General features: G+C 45.5%; 13 protein-coding genes. 5 read left to right on the top strand and 8 right to left on the bottom strand.

Annotated features, from left to right (window positions below; all coding sequences use genetic code 11):
- The first annotated feature begins 23 nt into the window (after positions 1-23).
- Entirely contained in the window at positions 24-1,748 is a 1,725-nt protein-coding gene (locus OH463_RS07620) for an SLC13 family permease (protein ID WP_009698870.1), read from the top strand.
- Between the two features lie 24 nt (positions 1,749-1,772).
- A complete protein-coding gene (gene cysC / locus OH463_RS07615) occupies positions 1,773-2,390 on the top strand; it encodes an adenylyl-sulfate kinase (protein ID WP_005450533.1) in 618 nt (205 codons plus the stop codon).
- Between the two features lie 90 nt (positions 2,391-2,480).
- Here cysC and OH463_RS07610 read toward each other — a convergent pair whose 3' ends face one another.
- The 7 genes from OH463_RS07610 to OH463_RS07580 form a co-directional block, all read right to left on the bottom strand.
- Positions 2,481-3,386, bottom strand: coding sequence for a TIGR03899 family protein (locus OH463_RS07610; protein ID WP_009698869.1), 906 nt, complete (start codon positions 3,384-3,386; stop codon positions 2,481-2,483).
- A gap of 320 nt (positions 3,387-3,706) precedes the next feature.
- A complete protein-coding gene (locus OH463_RS07605) occupies positions 3,707-4,201 on the bottom strand; it encodes a DUF3299 domain-containing protein (protein WP_005450528.1) in 495 nt (164 codons plus the stop codon).
- 5 nt (positions 4,202-4,206) lie between these two features.
- The gene (locus OH463_RS07600) at positions 4,207-5,466 is read right to left on the bottom strand and encodes an ABC transporter permease (RefSeq protein WP_005450526.1); all 1,260 of its coding nucleotides are present in this window, start codon (positions 5,464-5,466) and stop codon (positions 4,207-4,209) included.
- A complete protein-coding gene (locus OH463_RS07595) occupies positions 5,463-6,191 on the bottom strand; it encodes an ABC transporter ATP-binding protein (RefSeq protein WP_269990947.1) in 729 nt (242 codons plus the stop codon). Before OH463_RS07595 ends, OH463_RS07600 begins: the two co-directional genes overlap by 4 nt.
- A gap of 52 nt (positions 6,192-6,243) precedes the next feature.
- The gene (zrgA, locus tag OH463_RS07590; protein WP_269990946.1) at positions 6,244-6,939 is read right to left on the bottom strand and encodes a zinc uptake protein ZrgA; all 696 of its coding nucleotides are present in this window, start codon (positions 6,937-6,939) and stop codon (positions 6,244-6,246) included.
- A 94-nt stretch (positions 6,940-7,033) separates the two neighbouring features.
- Positions 7,034-7,333, bottom strand: a complete 300-nt coding sequence (locus tag OH463_RS07585) for a DUF2607 family protein (RefSeq protein ID WP_005450520.1) — start codon at positions 7,331-7,333, stop codon at positions 7,034-7,036.
- Positions 7,334-7,538: 205 nt separating this feature from the next.
- Positions 7,539-8,090, bottom strand: coding sequence for a YtfJ family protein (locus tag OH463_RS07580; protein WP_005450518.1), 552 nt, complete (start codon positions 8,088-8,090; stop codon positions 7,539-7,541).
- 215 nt (positions 8,091-8,305) lie between these two features.
- Between OH463_RS07580 and OH463_RS07575 the strand changes: the two genes are divergently transcribed.
- A complete protein-coding gene (locus tag OH463_RS07575) occupies positions 8,306-8,506 on the top strand; it encodes a DUF1107 domain-containing protein (RefSeq protein WP_005450516.1) in 201 nt (66 codons plus the stop codon).
- Positions 8,507-8,554: 48 nt separating this feature from the next.
- Here the strand turns inward: OH463_RS07575 and msrA are convergent, their stop codons facing one another.
- Positions 8,555-9,193: a peptide-methionine (S)-S-oxide reductase MsrA gene (gene msrA / locus OH463_RS07570; protein WP_009698864.1), complete on the bottom strand. Its 639-nt coding sequence runs from the start codon at positions 9,191-9,193 to the stop codon at positions 8,555-8,557.
- A 166-nt stretch (positions 9,194-9,359) separates the two neighbouring features.
- Between msrA and tamA the strand changes: the two genes are divergently transcribed.
- Together tamA and tamB are read left to right on the top strand one after the other, a co-directional pair.
- Complete coding sequence (gene tamA / locus OH463_RS07565; protein ID WP_009698863.1) at positions 9,360-11,072, top strand: autotransporter assembly complex protein TamA; 1,713 nt, start codon at positions 9,360-9,362, stop codon at positions 11,070-11,072.
- Positions 11,069-14,989, top strand: a complete 3,921-nt coding sequence (gene tamB, locus OH463_RS07560; protein ID WP_269990945.1) for an autotransporter assembly complex protein TamB — start codon at positions 11,069-11,071, stop codon at positions 14,987-14,989. Before tamA ends, tamB begins: the two co-directional genes overlap by 4 nt.
- Positions 14,990-14,999: the final 10 nt, after the last annotated feature.

Genomic DNA, 14,999 nt, shown 5'->3' with positions numbered 1-14,999 from the left:
GGGTTTATTGGTAAGGATTGGCTATGTGGGAACAAGGATTTGTATTAGCGATTTTGCTTGGCATTATCACTTGTTTGCTCGTAACCAAAATCAAACCAAGCTACGTATTTGCTGGGGCAGCTTTCATTGCGTTTATGGCGGGGATGATTGAGCTCAATACCATTGCGGCAAACTTTACTAATTCTTCACTTCTGACCTTAGTGTTGTTGATTCTTGCATCGAGCGCATTAGAAAAAACGCTATTAATCAGTTGGGTCAGTCGCAGTATTTCTGAAGGGCACCTTGGCAGTGTGATCGCTAAGTTGGGTTTTTCTACTGCTTTGCTTTCTTCTTTTACTAATAATACTGCTGTTGTGGTGTCATTAATTGGTGCGATAAAACGTAATCAACAACACGCGCCTTCTAAGCTTTTAATTCCCCTTTCTTATGCGGCGATTTTTGGTGGCACGCTGACTCTGATTGGAACCTCGACCAACTTAATCATCAACAGCTTTGTCGAAGATGCCGGCCTGCCAAGCTTGAGCTTCTTTACTCCAACCATGATTGGCTTAGCGGTGTTGGTGGGCGGTGTGCTTATTCTCATCCCGCTGAGCTATCTATTACCTAATTACGATGACCAAAACCAAGAGGACTTACCTTACTTCTTAGAGTCTCGTGTCGAACCGGGCTCGCCACTGGTTGGACGTACTATTACGGAAAATAACTTACGCGCACTGAGAAAACTATTTTTGGCTGAAGTGATACGCGATGGTGTCAGTGTGCCTTCTGTTGGTCCTGATTTTGTGCTTAATGCTAAAGACCGATTACTATTTTGTGGTGATGTAGAGAGTGTTGCGACGCTACAAGAGATCCCAGGTTTAACGTTGTTTGGTCATCAACACCTCAACGGACAAAATTTTATGGAAGTGGTGGTGAGCTCATCGGCGACCTTCTGCCATAAAACGCTTAAAGAGAGCCGTTTTCGAGATCGATTTGATGCGGTGGTCGTGGCGATTCGCCGTGGTCATGAGCGTCTTGAAGGTGGCTTAGGCAATATCACTTTAGCCGCAGGTGATACGTTAGTTTTAGTTCCCGGTAAGCGCTTTGAAGCAGAACGCCGCGCGCATCGTAAAGAGTTCGTGTTGGTGAACGATTTAGATTCGAGCGCACGTTTGGATGCGAATAAATCGGCCTTGGTGTTGTTTGGCTTTGCTGCAGTGATTGGCTGTGCGTTGTTGGAACTCGTACCTATTATCAAAGGTCTGGCGGCGTATTTGATTGCGCTACTTGCCTTTGGTGTGATTCAACTTTCTGAACTTCGTCGTCGCTTCCCAATTGATATCGTGGTGATTGTTGGCTCTGCGTTATCTATTGCGCAATTGATGATTTCATCCGGCTTGTCGGTGCGTATGGGCAATATGTTTATCGAAGCCTTTAATGGCTGGGGCGTGTTTGGCGCTTTAGTTGCAACTTACATCATGACTCTGGTGCTAACGGAACTTGTCACCAATAATGCGGCGGCGGCGCTGTCTTTCCCTATTGGCTATAGCATGGCGGTAGGCTATGGCGTTGACCCAATGCCTTTCATTATGGCGGTGCTGTTTGGTGCCAGTGCCAGTTTTATCTCTCCTTACGGATACCAAACCAACTTGTTGGTATACAGCGTAGGGAATTACAAATTGACCGATTATGTGCGAATTGGCGTGCCGATTTCCATTGTGTATTCAGTGCTAGTACTGACGCTGATTCCGGTCTTCTTTCCGTTTTAATCTGTAAATTTACAAGGATACGTTATGACTGCCGAAACTCCGGTAAAAGATGAAAACATCGTTTGGCATCAGCACTCGGTTGATAAACAGTTTCGTGCTGGATTAAAAAAGCAGAAGCCTGCGGTACTTTGGTTTACTGGGCTATCAGGTGCAGGTAAATCAACGGTGGCGGGCGCATTGGAAAATCGCTTAGCCGAATTGGGTTATCACACTTATTTGCTCGATGGCGACAATGTGCGCCATGGCTTGTGCAGCGATTTAGGCTTTTCTGAGCAAGACCGTCGCGAGAACATTCGCCGTATTGGTGAGTTAGCAAAACTGATGGCAGATGCGGGGTTGATTGTTTTGTCAGCGTTTATTTCTCCTCACCGCGCTGAGCGTCAATTGGTGCGTGATCTACTGCCTGAGGGGGAGTTTATTGAAGTGTTCGTCAATGCGTCTCTAGAAGTATGTGAAGGTCGCGATCCAAAAGGTTTGTACAAAAAAGCACGCGCAGGTGAAATCCCAAATTTCACCGGTATTGACTCAGAATACCAAGCACCAGCAAACCCAGAAATTGATTTGCCTGCGGGCGAAAAGAGTGTCGAAGAGCTGGTGGAGTTGTGTTTAATCGACCTTAAACAACGTGGCGTGATCCGATAAAAAAGCATTTGGATCATAGGTGGCCAAAAAGTCATTGAGCAGATAAAAGAGCTTTTGGATCATAGGTGACCAAAAGCTCTTTTATCTGTACTAAACGGTGTGATTCACCGTAGGTTTTGCTTCACTATGAACGCTAAATCTCTGATTTAAAAGCGCTAACATCTGATCGTAATACTGGTTGTTAGGTTTATTTCCGAGCAGTTTACACAACTCATTACCTGTTGGGGTAAAGCGGTAGTACAACAGGCGCACGCCTTTCGTATTTACCTGCAGTGATAAGTTTTTACCTTGATAGGTGAGCATCAAAGGCGTTTCAATGCCAATTTCTCCGGACTCTAATTCAGTGCTGTGCAGCAGTCCCAATTCAATCAACACTAACAAGCTTGAATAAGGAAGCTGGAAGCTGCCCATATTAAGATTGCTAGTGGTATCGCGTTTGCCAAAGCTGAACATCCCGCCATGCGCTTTGTAGCCAATCAGCAGTTTGCGACTGGTATCTCCACCGAAGCTGCATGCCAGTGTGGCTGCCCGTTGCAGAGTCTGTGCTTCTCTCGGCGACATATCTTTAAGGACTTTAAGCGCTTTCATCGATGTTGAGCCGGGGTTGGTCACTTCGCGCTTCATGACTTGTGCCCACAACTTTTGCATTGAGCTGTTGTGGATGTCCTGAGCCATATCGAAAAAACGATACAACCAGTCTTGGTCAGGTTCACCTGCGGTCTCATCTCGACATGAGCTGTGCGCCAGTTTTAGGATCTGCTCTAAGTTCTTTTGTCTTTGCTCTTGGCGGCGTTGTTCACGCAATTGAGCGCGTTCTAGTGCGGTTTTAGCTGGAGGATCACTTTGCAACAATGCGTCTAACCCGTAGATTTGAGCAATGCTTTGAACACGGCTTGCACTGTCTTTAATGTAGCCAGACTTCTTTTCATGATGAGTATGTTTTTGTTGTGTGGGTTCGTGTTCGATAACAACAGGTTGCTTTGTTGGTTCTGCCATTTCATTTCCTACCAAGACTGGCGATTAGCGCTTGCTTAAATTTACACCTTTCCTGTTTTCTCGACCAGAGAGGCATGTCCGGATTTTGACAGAATAAGGACTATTCAAAATGATAATGAGTTGTTAAAATTGTTATCGTTATTTTGGAGGGGTGATGAAATATTCAGACGCAAGCAAACTGAGAAAACACCTGTCGATAGCGCTACTTTTGGTTTTGTATGTTGGCGTGTTAGCGTATTTATCTCGTTACATCGTATAAACAGCAGGCATAAAAAAGGCGCCGAACCGACGCCTAGTGTATTTATTTAATCAAGCAGACATTACATGTCATCGTAGGGTTCGATTGATGAGCCTTCAATCACGTAGGCAGTTTCTGCCAACTCATGTTCAATGGTCTCGGTTTTTAACGTTCCCACCACATAAATGACATCCCAAAGCTCCTGCACTGGGGCTCCTTTCGGGAATTTTACATAGATGATCTGATTTGGTGGTGGTGGCGGAACATGGATGCAAGCGCCAAAATATGGCACCAGTAGGAATTCCGTCACCGTATTCGCATCACCTTCTAATGGGATGACAAAGCCCGGGATTTTCACTTTGCTGCCGTTAAGCTCAGGGCGAACATTACCAATCTTAGATTGAAGTGCCGCACCACCATTGTGGTCAGTGGCTGGCATGCCAACACTGTCGAACATCTTGCGCTCATTCTCTGGCACAAGATCAATCCAATCGAGCGTTAATGGTTCATCACTTGCCATTACTGGCGCAGTGAAGGAAATCAGTAGCAAACAGCTAGCGAGTATCTTTTTCCACATTTTTACTAAATCCTAATTGTCATTCCATCACTGAGCGATTGTCGGTAAGCGCGGAATGCTGGGATGAAGCCAATCACAATACCTGCACACTGTACAAAGCCAAGCAACATCCATTCATACGGCGACAGTGCCGTTAAGGTTAGGTGTATACCATAACTTTGTTGGATTATTGGTTGCAAGAGGGCAAGAATGGAATACAAGCCCGCAACACCAGTAATGATGCCTGCAAACGTCAGTAAACTCGCTTCACTGATCAGTAATGAGAAGACGTGTTTAGGTCTTGCCCCCATCGCACGCAGAATTGCCATTTCACGGCGGCGTTCTTGTAAGCTGGTTAGCAAGCTACTCAACATACCCAATAAACCTGCAACGACTACGAAGCCTGAGACTGCCATCAGTGCTTGTTCTGCAACCGACATCATGCCCCATAATTCATGCAGAGCGACGCCCGGCATGATGGCGCTAAGCGGCTCTTTCGGGTAAGTATTAATTTGTCTTTGCAGAGCAAAAGTCTGAATGCGTGATTTCAAGCCAACCAACATGGCAGTGATCTGTTTAGGTTGGAAGTCTCTGGCTTTGAGCTCAGCCGCACTTGGTGTCGGACCTAAGCGAGCCCCGCTTTCCCAACCGACGTGAATCGCTTCAATCGCTTCTAGAGATACATGGACAGTTTTGTCCACCGGAGTGCCAGTAGGCGCAAGAATCCCCACCACTTTAAATGGCAAGTTATCGTGTCGACTGAAGCCGACATCACTGATGCCATGAGCAATGATGATCTCGCTACCAATCTTATAGCCAAGTTGTTTCGCTACATCAGAGCCAAGTACGGTTTCAAACAAGCCATTGAATTCTCTACCTTCAGAGAAGGTTAGTGGTTGCTTACTTCCGTACTTATAATGTTCGAAATAGCTGTGGTTGGTCCCCATGACTCGAAAGCCTTTGTGTGAATCACCCAGCGAGATTGGAATCGCCCAATCTACAGCGCGGTGGTTAGCAAACTCTTGGTAGCTCTTCCAGTCAATGTTGTTTGTGGCATTACCAATTCTGAATACCGAGTACAACAACAGGTTCACTTGCCCTGAGCGACCTCCGACAATTAAGTCTGTACCAGAAATGGTGTTAGCGAAGCTGTCTTTTGCTTGGGTTCGAATGCGTTCTACACCCAATAGTAGAACAACAGAAATAGCGACTGTCATGATGGTGAGAATAGCAGTCGCCTTGCGGTTCATCAGGCTTTTCCAAGCGAGCTTTACAACTGCACTCATGATGCGGCTCCTAGGGTTTGCGCTTGATTGATTTCAGGCAGATTGAGTGTTCGGTCAAACAAGGACTCTAGCGTCGGGTCATGGCTGACAAAAATCAGTGTCGCGTTAGCAAGGTTGGCTTGTTCCATTAATAGTTCAATGAAAGCCTTACGGTTGTCATGATCCAATGCAGATGTCGGTTCATCGGCAATCACCAATTCAGGCTGACCGATCAAAGCGCGTGCGGCTGCGACACGTTGTTGCTGACCAATGCTGAGTTCTGATACCGGCTTGTCATGCAGTGCTTTTGGTAAACGTAAGCGCTCTAATAGCGTTGTTGCTTGTTGCTCCAGTGATGCCGTAGAAGCATTTGGAGCAACGCGGTCGCGGCGAATTCTGCTGAATTGGCATGGAATTAGGACATTCTCAATCACATTTAGGTAAGGCAACAAATTGAATTGTTGGAAGATATAGCCAATGTGATCGGCACGAAATTTGTCTCTTTGGCTTGCTCTTAGGCTGGCGATATCAGTGTTCAATACCGACAGTGAGCCAGATGTGAGTGTGTTGATGCCAGTTAACAAAGCAAGCAGAGTCGATTTACCACAGCCGCTAGGACCTTTGATAAAGACATGCTCGCCTTGAGCAATGTGAAGTTGCGGGATGTTAATGGTCGCGTTTTCTGAGCCGGGCCAGACAAACTGGGCGTTAGATAGCTCAACAACGTTTGACGTGGTTTCAGTCATAGTAAATCACCAAAGCAATGGCGTGTAAGTGGGTACTTACACGCCATATGAGTTATTTAATTGCGATCTTTGCGTTGTCTTTGCTTAGGTTAGTCGCAGACTGAGTGGTGTCAGTGAACAGGTTCACACTGATAGATTCCGTTGCTGGGAATTGCTTAAACCAAGTCGTATCTATGCTGTTTAGGTCTGCAACTGAATCACAGTGGTAGCGGTACTCTACGGTGAATTCACCATGACCACCATGTTCATGGTCATGACCTTCGTGATGCTCGTGACCGTCATGATCGTGGTGGTCATCATGCTCATCATGATCATGGTCTTTATGCTTGTCATGGTCATGTTTATCGTGATCATGCCCTTCGTGGTCATGTTTATCACGATCGTGACCTCCATGGTCGTGGTGATCATGACCTTCGTGTGACTCTTCTCCTAGCGTGTGAGCTACATGTACATCTTCAATTACACACTTTGCTTGCTGGTTGATAGCAAACAGTTTGTTCGTGTCTTTTAGAGCAGCAATAGCATTATTCAGTGCATTTTCTTGTTCTGCGTTTTCTGGTGCGTGCTCAAAGCCCACTACGTCAGCACCTGGAGACGTGATTTCGATCAGTAGGTCTTTACCGTCTTGAGCAATATTGAATTCTACGTGACCGTGCACGTGTGCTTCATGTTGACGGTATTCTTCAGCGTTAGCAGTAGCGGTTAGTGATATACCGATAACAAGAGCTAGAGCGTGTTTAGATGGCATTTTCTTATCCTAATTTTGCTTAATTTTCTGATGTGGTTGCAGTTCAAATCGTGCGACTAGCAACCTTAATTTCTTATAAGGGGACTTCTTAAGCTTAAGCAAAAATAGGAGGTGCACGCGCAGTATAACGCACGTCGCTAAGGCTGAACTGCCGTTCTATGACATCAGAGTGTGCGGCGCGCTGGTAGGTTGGAGGGATTATCTCCGGTAACTGCTTGACCAAACCATGTTGTGCACCAGCAAACAGCTGGCAATGATGATGGCTATGATGTTCTGGGATGAGATCAAGTTGATGCGCGATGGTTGCAAAGTTCCAGGTAAGCAGCAGCGCAACACTGAGTAATATGACAGTGCGACGCCAATGATGTGTGGTGACTTGCCAACGAGAATGCATCTTAAAACCTGAAACGATACCTAGTGTTATAATATAACACCCATTTTCGTTAAAAGTTCACACTTTTGTTCGTTTTGGGTAAATTATCTAGGTGAAATAAGAGCTTACGCTCAGGAAAATAGGGGGCTCTTTGTTGAAAGAGTACAATGAGCAGAGAGCTGTATACCCAAGCATCTCAAGGTTGCTTGGGCATATATCAACAGTTCTAAATATTTTGTTTGATTAAGCCAAGCACTTGAGTGATTTCATCAGGGGTTAATGCGCCCTCTTTTACAAACAAAATCTTACCTTGCTTATCTTGGACTACGATTGCTGAGCTTTCTTCTTGCAGTGCCCATGTGTTTGCCACAACACCGTTTTCATCCAGAACCATTGAAGACCAAGGGAATTCTTGTTTGCTGTCTTGCGCCGATGATTTTACAAATGAACCTGTTCCCCAAACAGCATCATCTTGGTTAATGATGGTAGTCGTTTGGTAAGCGTCTTCTGGGAATTTCGCTTCAGTTAGCGCTGTCATTAGTGGTGCGTTCATCGCTTTTGAGCTGCTGCGTCCTGCAATTGCATGAATAACACGAACTTTACCCAGCATGTTTTGAGTTGCCCAAGGCTGGTAAGCGACACCTTCGCCTTGCAGTACGATTTCACCATAAGCATCGACTTTTGCTGCGGGTACACTCTCACCAACAGATAGGTTATGAGCCAGAGCCAGACCCGGAGCAAGAGCGAGTAGAAGAGGGAGGAGAGTCTTAGTTTTCATGTTGTTATGTTCCATATGGGTTGTGAGACTCACCAAGTATATACGTACGGTGCATAAAAATGTAGAACCTGTAATAACAATTATTTAACGTATGCCATCTAATAATGTTGCGTTCACGTTGGAATTTGATAGAATGAAGTTCGTCGCAAATTGCGCATAAAGGTTGCCAAGGAAAGAGCAATCGGTGTTTTCTCAAAAGGATGTTGAGGTTGGTTATGCTACGTGAGTTTGCTGTGTACCGTCCACGTCAGGTGGCGCGTTTCGTTAAGACTTTATTCAAAGGTCAATTCTCAATTGCAGGTATTGGTGAGTTCCGTTTTGACAATGGAAAAGTGCTACTACCTGATGTCAAAAATCCTAAGCAACTCTCTGTATTTAGAGAAGTAAACCAAGCGATTTTATCTCTTCCAGTGTGATGACAAGAATTGTAAAAGAGCGACTTTTGTCGCTCTTTTTCGTTGTGGTTAACTTTGTAGGCTTGGTGGGAAGCACACACCCGTACCACCTAAACCACAATAACCGTTAGGGTTCTTCGCTAGGTATTGCTGGTGGTAAGTTTCAGCAAAGTAATAAGGGCCTGCTGCTTGGATCTCTGTAGTGATTGCTGAACGTTGATCTTCTTGCAGTGCTTGCTGATATTGAGCTTTTGATTTTTCAGCGGCATCTTGTTGTTCTTGAGAATAGGTGTAGATCGCTGAGCGGTATTGAGTACCCAAATCGTTGCCTTGACGCATACCTTGAGTTGGGTCGTGTTTTTCCCAGAATGCCGCAAGTAACTGCTCTATAGAAATTACCGCTTCATCGAATACGACACGAACAACTTCTGTGTGTCCGGTTTTTCCAGAGCAGACTTCTTCGTAAGTTGGATTCGGAGTATAACCGCCAGCGTAACCGACCGATGTTGAGATCACGCCATCGAGTTGCCAAAACAGGCGTTCAGCTCCCCAAAAGCATCCCATGCCAAACAAAATCTGTTGCTGGTTAGCTTGTGGCTGCGCCGTTAAACTCGATTGATTGACAAAATGAGTGTCGTCGATCTGCATTGATGCCTCTCTACCGGGCAGTGCATCTTCTATACTGATCATTGTCTGTTTGTTGAGCATGGTATTTGTCCTTTAATACGTGTCTTAATTTTGCGAAAAAATCTATTCAGTCTGAATATGATGTTGTGATGACATAGACCGTGTTAAACCTATTAATATTACAGACTTAGCCTTTATTTGGCGTTATTATTGTTTACGTTTATTTAACCTCGTCCAGCTAAAAAGCATGATAAGAAAAGCTACTCCGATCATTGTCAGCCTACTTGCCTTTTCTCATAGCGCTTATGCCGATGTTTCCTTAAAAATTAAAGGGATCGATGGTGCGCTAGAAGATAATGTGAACGCTTATTTGTCTTCCATTCCTGAAGACGATTATTCCACGTCTCTGCGTTTTCAGGCGCGATTGGAACAAAGTATCACTGAAGCGCTCAATGCGCTCGGCTATTATCATGCGAAAATTTCATACACTATTACGAAAGATAATGATGAATTGATCGTCAATGTCCAACCGGGTGAGCCTGTAAGGGTGAAACTGATGGATGTGGTGATTTCAGGTGAGGCAAACCAAGACGAAGCATTCGTTAAGCTTCTTGAAAAATCACCATTGAAGGTAGGACGCATCTTAAATCAAGGTGAATACGACAGCTTGAAATCAAGTATTCGTAATTTAGCGTTGCAACGTGGTTACTTTAATGGAGATTTCACTTTAAGCCGTCTTGAGGTTGTTCCCGAACTTAACGAAGCGAATGTGCGTCTTCATTATGACAGTGGTATTCGTTATCACTTTGGTTCGGTGGAGATTTTTGGAAGTCAGATTTGGGAAGACCGTGTTGAGTCTCTGCGTCCATTTAAAACTGGTGAACCTTATTTGGTTTCAGAAGTTGGGGAATACAACCAAAACCTGTCTAATACCGATTGGTTTTCGTCAGTATTTGTTGAGCCAGATTTAAGTAAGCTAGACGATGGTCGCGAGCTGCCAATCAAAGTCTCACTTGCCCCCGCAGCGAAAAACCAACTTGAGACTGGTATTGGTTATTCGACCGACACGGGTGTTCGCGGTACGCTGAAATGGAAAAAACCGTGGGTAAGCGCACGCGGTCATAGTTTTGATACTGCTCTTTCTCTTTCCAAGCCTGAACAAACTATCACAGCAGGCTACAAAATCCCTCTTGATGACGTTCTACACGAATACTACCAATTGCAGTTTGGTCTCAAGCATCTTGATAACCGAGATACCGAAAGTTTGGAATCGAATCTTGCGGTAGAACGCCACTGGATCACCGACGGTGGCTGGCATAAGACTTTGTATGTTCGCCACCTGTACGAAAACTTCTCGCAAGGTTTGCAAGAAGATGGTGTGCAATTTGTCTTGCCTGGTGCTTCTTTTTCTCGAACCCGAACCCGTGGTGGCAATATGCCAATGTGGGGGGATAAGCAGAGTGTGACCGTTGAATATGGCGATACTGCTTTGCTGTCAGAAACACGAGTACTGCGCTTGTTAGGACGCACATCTTGGATTCGCGGTATTGGCCAAAACCACCGTGGTTTGTTCCGTTTAGAGGGCGGTGCCAACATTACGGATGAATTTGAAAAACTATCGCCATCACTACGTTTCTTTGCTGGTGGTGATAACAACATTCGTGGTTATGGCTATGAGTCTATCTCACCAAAAGATGCCAGTGGTGCATTGACGGGTGCTAAGTATATGGTGACCAGCACCCTTGAATATCAATACCGTGTCTACGGCAACTGGTGGGGCGCTGCTTTCTACGATATTGGTGATGCATTTAATGAAACCCCAGAATGGAAGGCTGGTGCGGGTGTTGGTATCCGCTGGGCGTCACCGGTTGGTCCGGTGAGCTTTGACTTTGCTTGGGGGCTCGACTCCGAGCCTGATCCAGAATTCCGCATTCACTTCTCGTTGGGACCTGAACTATGATCAAAACAACTCTGAAGTGGACGAAATGGCTCTCAATCGGTCTGCTGAGTCTATTATTGCTGCTGACGGTTTTTGTTGGCACATTGCTTTTCACCCATCCGGGTTTAAAACTTGCGCTGTGGGGGGCAGAGAAAGCCTTACCGCAACTCAAAGTGGAAGAAGTTCAAGGTTCGCTTTTTCCGCGTTTTGCTTTACGTAACGTCAGCTTTGTCGATGAATCCTTACATGTCGATGCTAAGGTTGAAAGCGTAACGCTTGCTATCAACTTCCGTTGCTTCTTCGATCCGAAAGTGTGTGTCGATGAGTTGGCACTGCAAGGGGTGAACTTTCAGATGCCAGAGCTCCCTCCGGCATCTGACGAGCCTGAAGAAGAAACGCCACCATTGCGCTCTATCAGTACGCCAGTGCCTATTTTTGTCAATAAAGTCAGCTTTAATGGTATCAATCTGAATATCTTGGGGAATAAGATTGATTGGCAAGATTTTTCAACCGCATTATCAATGCAAGGTGATCGTTTGGTGATTGCCCCTACGGCATTGAAAACCATTAATGTGGTACTTGCGCCAAGTGAAGAGGGTGTGGAACAGCCACCAGTTCAAGACACTAAAACGAACCATCAAGCTCAAGCTAAAGTTGAGCAAGACGCGGAAGTCCAGTCGTCAACATCGCTCAATTCAGACGCGTCTAAAAAGCCATCGCAGCAAGGCGCAGAAAATGTTGCTGCTAACAAAGGTTCAAAGTCTGATGAACAGAAGTTAGACGTTAAGCCTGAATCAAATGGTATCGCTCTACCTGAAGTCTGGATTCCGCTCACTATTGAAGCACAGCGCCTCGATATTCATGACTTTAAGTTGGCTGGTGACACACCGGTTATCGTTCATCATTTAGGGTTAGAAGCCAAAGCGGGTGGTGACCAAGTCGATGTCAAAACCCTTGAGCTTGACATGCCGGAAGTGAAAGGTCAGTTAAGCACTCAAGTGACATTATCAGGTGATTACCCAATTCAAGCCCAAATTGACGCATTGGTTAAACAAGCGGATGTAAAAGGTCAGAAATTATCACTGACGGCATCTGGCTCGGTTGGTGATTTATCACTGGATGCCACGTTATCTGATTTGGTGAAAGCCAAGATTCAGGGGCAAATTCAACCCCTTAAGTCCGAGTTGCCGTTTGATATCAAATTGAAAGATGTTGAGGCGCAATGGCCATTGAGTGGTAAGAGTGATTACCAAGTATCGGTCCCGAGTCTTGCAGCGAAAGGCTCTTTACAAGGTTACACGGTTGCCTTGGAAACTAAGGCGTCTGGTAAAGATATTCCAGCAGTTGATGTGGCGTTAAACGGTAAAGGTACTTTAGAACAGATTGACTTAGACAGCTTAGTTGTCAAAACGCTGGGGGGTGAGCTTGCAGGTAAAGTCATGGCGAATTGGGCTGCACCTATCAACTGGCAAGCCGATCTGAACTTAAAAAATATTCAACCGGGCTTACAGTGGGAAGAAGCGGAAGGCGATATCAGTGGTAGCTTGTCGACGTCGGGGTCATTAACCGCACAAGGTGGCTGGCAAGTGAGTCTACCTAAATTGGATATTGACGGTATTTTACGTGGCTACCCTTTGCATATCGAAGGTCAATTAGAAGCCTCAGATAAGAACGGTAAAGGTGAAGATATTCAATTGAACACGCAAGGTTTAGCTTTGTCACATGGTCCCAACTCTTTGCGAGCAAAGGGTAAAATCGACAAACAAATCTTGATGGATGTTGATGTTAATTTCCCTGATTTTGCGAAAAGCGTACCGGATCTTGCTGGTAAGATGAATGGTACGGTTGCTCTTCGCGGCAGTTTGAAACAGCCGGACATTAATTTAGATCTCGCGCTGAACCAGTTGAATTGGCAGCAGCAAGCCAAGGTGGAAACCATCACTCTAAAAGGGGATGTTACACCACTGCCTGCGCCAAAAGCCGATGTTAGCCTAATTGCGAAGAACATCACTTACGACGACATTAAAATTGACAGTGCAGATTTGGAAGTGAGTGGCGATGAAAAGCTACACCAACTGACACTCGACGTGGTTTCAGACATTGTTTCGAGCAGTTTAGAGATCGAAGGCACCTTTAAGCAAAAGCCAGAAATGATTTGGGATGGTGCACTACGCCGCTTAACACTGAGCACGCCTCAAGGTCCATGGGCATTGCAAAAGTCGACGGCAGTCAAAGTGAACATCGACAAGCAGATTGCTGATGTGCAAGCACACTGTTGGTTACAGTCAAAATCAAGCGTGTGCTTAAGTGAAGACATCAGCGTTGGTAAAAGCGGTGAAGCGAAGTTAGCCATCACTAACTTTGACTTCGACCAAATCAAACAATTCTTACCGCCAGAAACCAAACTGCAAGGTTCTGTGAACGCGAATGCTTTCGCGAAATGGGCGCCAGACATGAAACCGGAAGTCACGGTGAATGTCGATATGCCAAAAGGTCAGGTAGAACAAACGCTAGAACAACCAGTGAAAGTCGGTTGGGAAAGTGTGAGTTTTAAAGCCAAGTTGGCACAAGATAAGCTAGATGCTGAGTGGTTGCTTGATGTAACGGATAACGGTGATTTGTCTGGTAAAGTCGCCCTGAATGATGTGTCGTCCGAGAAGCCGACGATTGACGGTAAGGTGTCGCTATCGACATTCCACTTGGACTTTTTAGCGCCCCTGATTGGCGAATACAGCCTGTTTAAAGCCAACATGAACACTGACCTTGCTCTATCTGGTGATGTGATGCATCCAAAGGTGAATGGTCAGTTCTTGATTGATCAAATGAAACTGCAAGGTGAAGTCACGCCAATTGATATCAATTCAGGACAAGTGGCGATTAACTTTAAAGGTCATCAAGCTGATTTAGATGCTGGGATCATTACGCCAGATGGCAAGCTAGAGATTAAAGGCGATGCTGATTGGCGTGACCTAGAAAATTGGCACACTAAGGCTCGTGTGTTCGCTGAAGAGCTTAAAGTGGATATGCCACCGATGGTGAGAATCAAAGTCAAACCGGATATGACTATTGATGTGACGCCTCAACTTGCCAAGGTCGAAGGCAGTATTAATCTACCTTGGGGACGTATCTTAATTGATGAACTGCCACCAAGTGCGGTTGGTGTTTCAAGCGACACAGTCATTTTGAACAAAGACATGCAGCCTGTTGATGGTGAGCAAGCGTTGCCGTTTAACGTTGAAACCAACATTAACATCAAAATCGGCGATGATTTCCAGTTGTCTGCGTTTGGTCTAAAAGGTGACTTGCAAGGTAACCTCAACGTGACGCAAAAAGACAAAGGTCCGTTTATTGTCGGTGAGGTGAACATCATTGACGGTTCTTATCGCTCATTTGGGCAAGACTTGGTCATCCAAGAAGGTAAGATCATGATGAATGGACCAGCGGATCAGCCTTATGTCTCGATCAAAGCGATTCGTAATCCGGACAACACGCAAGATGATGTGACAGCGGGTGTACGTGTGACTGGTCCTGCAAGTGATCCTACGGTGGAAATCTTCTCTGATCCGGCAATGCCGCAAGCGAATGCACTTTCTTACCTGTTGCGAGGTCAAGATATCGATGCAGAATCGGGCGGTAATGCGATGACGACGACCCTTATTGGCTTGAGTTTAGCGAAGAGCGGTAAAGTCGTAGGTGAAATCGGCGAAGCCTTTGGCGTACAAGATCTGCAACTGGATACTGCAGGTTCAGGTGACGACTCTCAAGTAACGGTGAGCGGCTATATTCTTCCTGGTTTACAGGTGAAATATGGTGTGGGTATCTTTACCTCATTAGGTGAGTTCACAGTGCGTTATCGTTTGATGAAAGACTTGTACCTAGAGGCAGTTTCAGGTGTTGATAGTGCTGTTGACCTGCTCTATCAATTCGAATTCAACTAAACTTAGCTTG

The sequence above is a fragment of the Vibrio sp. NFR genome, assembly GCF_027587095.1.
GTDB classification, from domain to species: domain Bacteria; phylum Pseudomonadota; class Gammaproteobacteria; order Enterobacterales; family Vibrionaceae; genus Vibrio; species Vibrio harveyi.
This window is presented reverse-complemented; position numbering and strand designations above follow the sequence as displayed.

What these genes read in the sequence shown, in the direction of transcription:
- OH463_RS07620 (WP_009698870.1), top strand. Translation starts at nt 24, where the DNA reads ATGTGGGAACAAGGATTTGTATTAGCGATTTTGCTTGGCATTATCACT.
- cysC (WP_005450533.1), top strand. Translation starts at nt 1,773, where the DNA reads ATGACTGCCGAAACTCCGGTAAAAGATGAAAACATCGTTTGGCATCAG.
- OH463_RS07610 (WP_009698869.1), bottom strand. Translation starts at nt 3,386, where the DNA reads ATGGCAGAACCAACAAAGCAACCTGTTGTTATCGAACACGAACCCACA.
- OH463_RS07605 (WP_005450528.1), bottom strand. Translation starts at nt 4,201, where the DNA reads ATGTGGAAAAAGATACTCGCTAGCTGTTTGCTACTGATTTCCTTCACT.
- OH463_RS07600 (WP_005450526.1), bottom strand. Translation starts at nt 5,466, where the DNA reads ATGAGTGCAGTTGTAAAGCTCGCTTGGAAAAGCCTGATGAACCGCAAG.
- OH463_RS07595 (WP_269990947.1), bottom strand. Translation starts at nt 6,191, where the DNA reads ATGACTGAAACCACGTCAAACGTTGTTGAGCTATCTAACGCCCAGTTT.
- zrgA (WP_269990946.1), bottom strand. Translation starts at nt 6,939, where the DNA reads ATGCCATCTAAACACGCTCTAGCTCTTGTTATCGGTATATCACTAACC.
- OH463_RS07585 (WP_005450520.1), bottom strand. Translation starts at nt 7,333, where the DNA reads ATGCATTCTCGTTGGCAAGTCACCACACATCATTGGCGTCGCACTGTC.
- OH463_RS07580 (WP_005450518.1), bottom strand. Translation starts at nt 8,090, where the DNA reads ATGAAAACTAAGACTCTCCTCCCTCTTCTACTCGCTCTTGCTCCGGGT.
- OH463_RS07575 (WP_005450516.1), top strand. Translation starts at nt 8,306, where the DNA reads ATGCTACGTGAGTTTGCTGTGTACCGTCCACGTCAGGTGGCGCGTTTC.
- msrA (WP_009698864.1), bottom strand. Translation starts at nt 9,193, where the DNA reads ATGCTCAACAAACAGACAATGATCAGTATAGAAGATGCACTGCCCGGT.
- tamA (WP_009698863.1), top strand. Translation starts at nt 9,360, where the DNA reads ATGATAAGAAAAGCTACTCCGATCATTGTCAGCCTACTTGCCTTTTCT.
- tamB (WP_269990945.1), top strand. Translation starts at nt 11,069, where the DNA reads ATGATCAAAACAACTCTGAAGTGGACGAAATGGCTCTCAATCGGTCTG.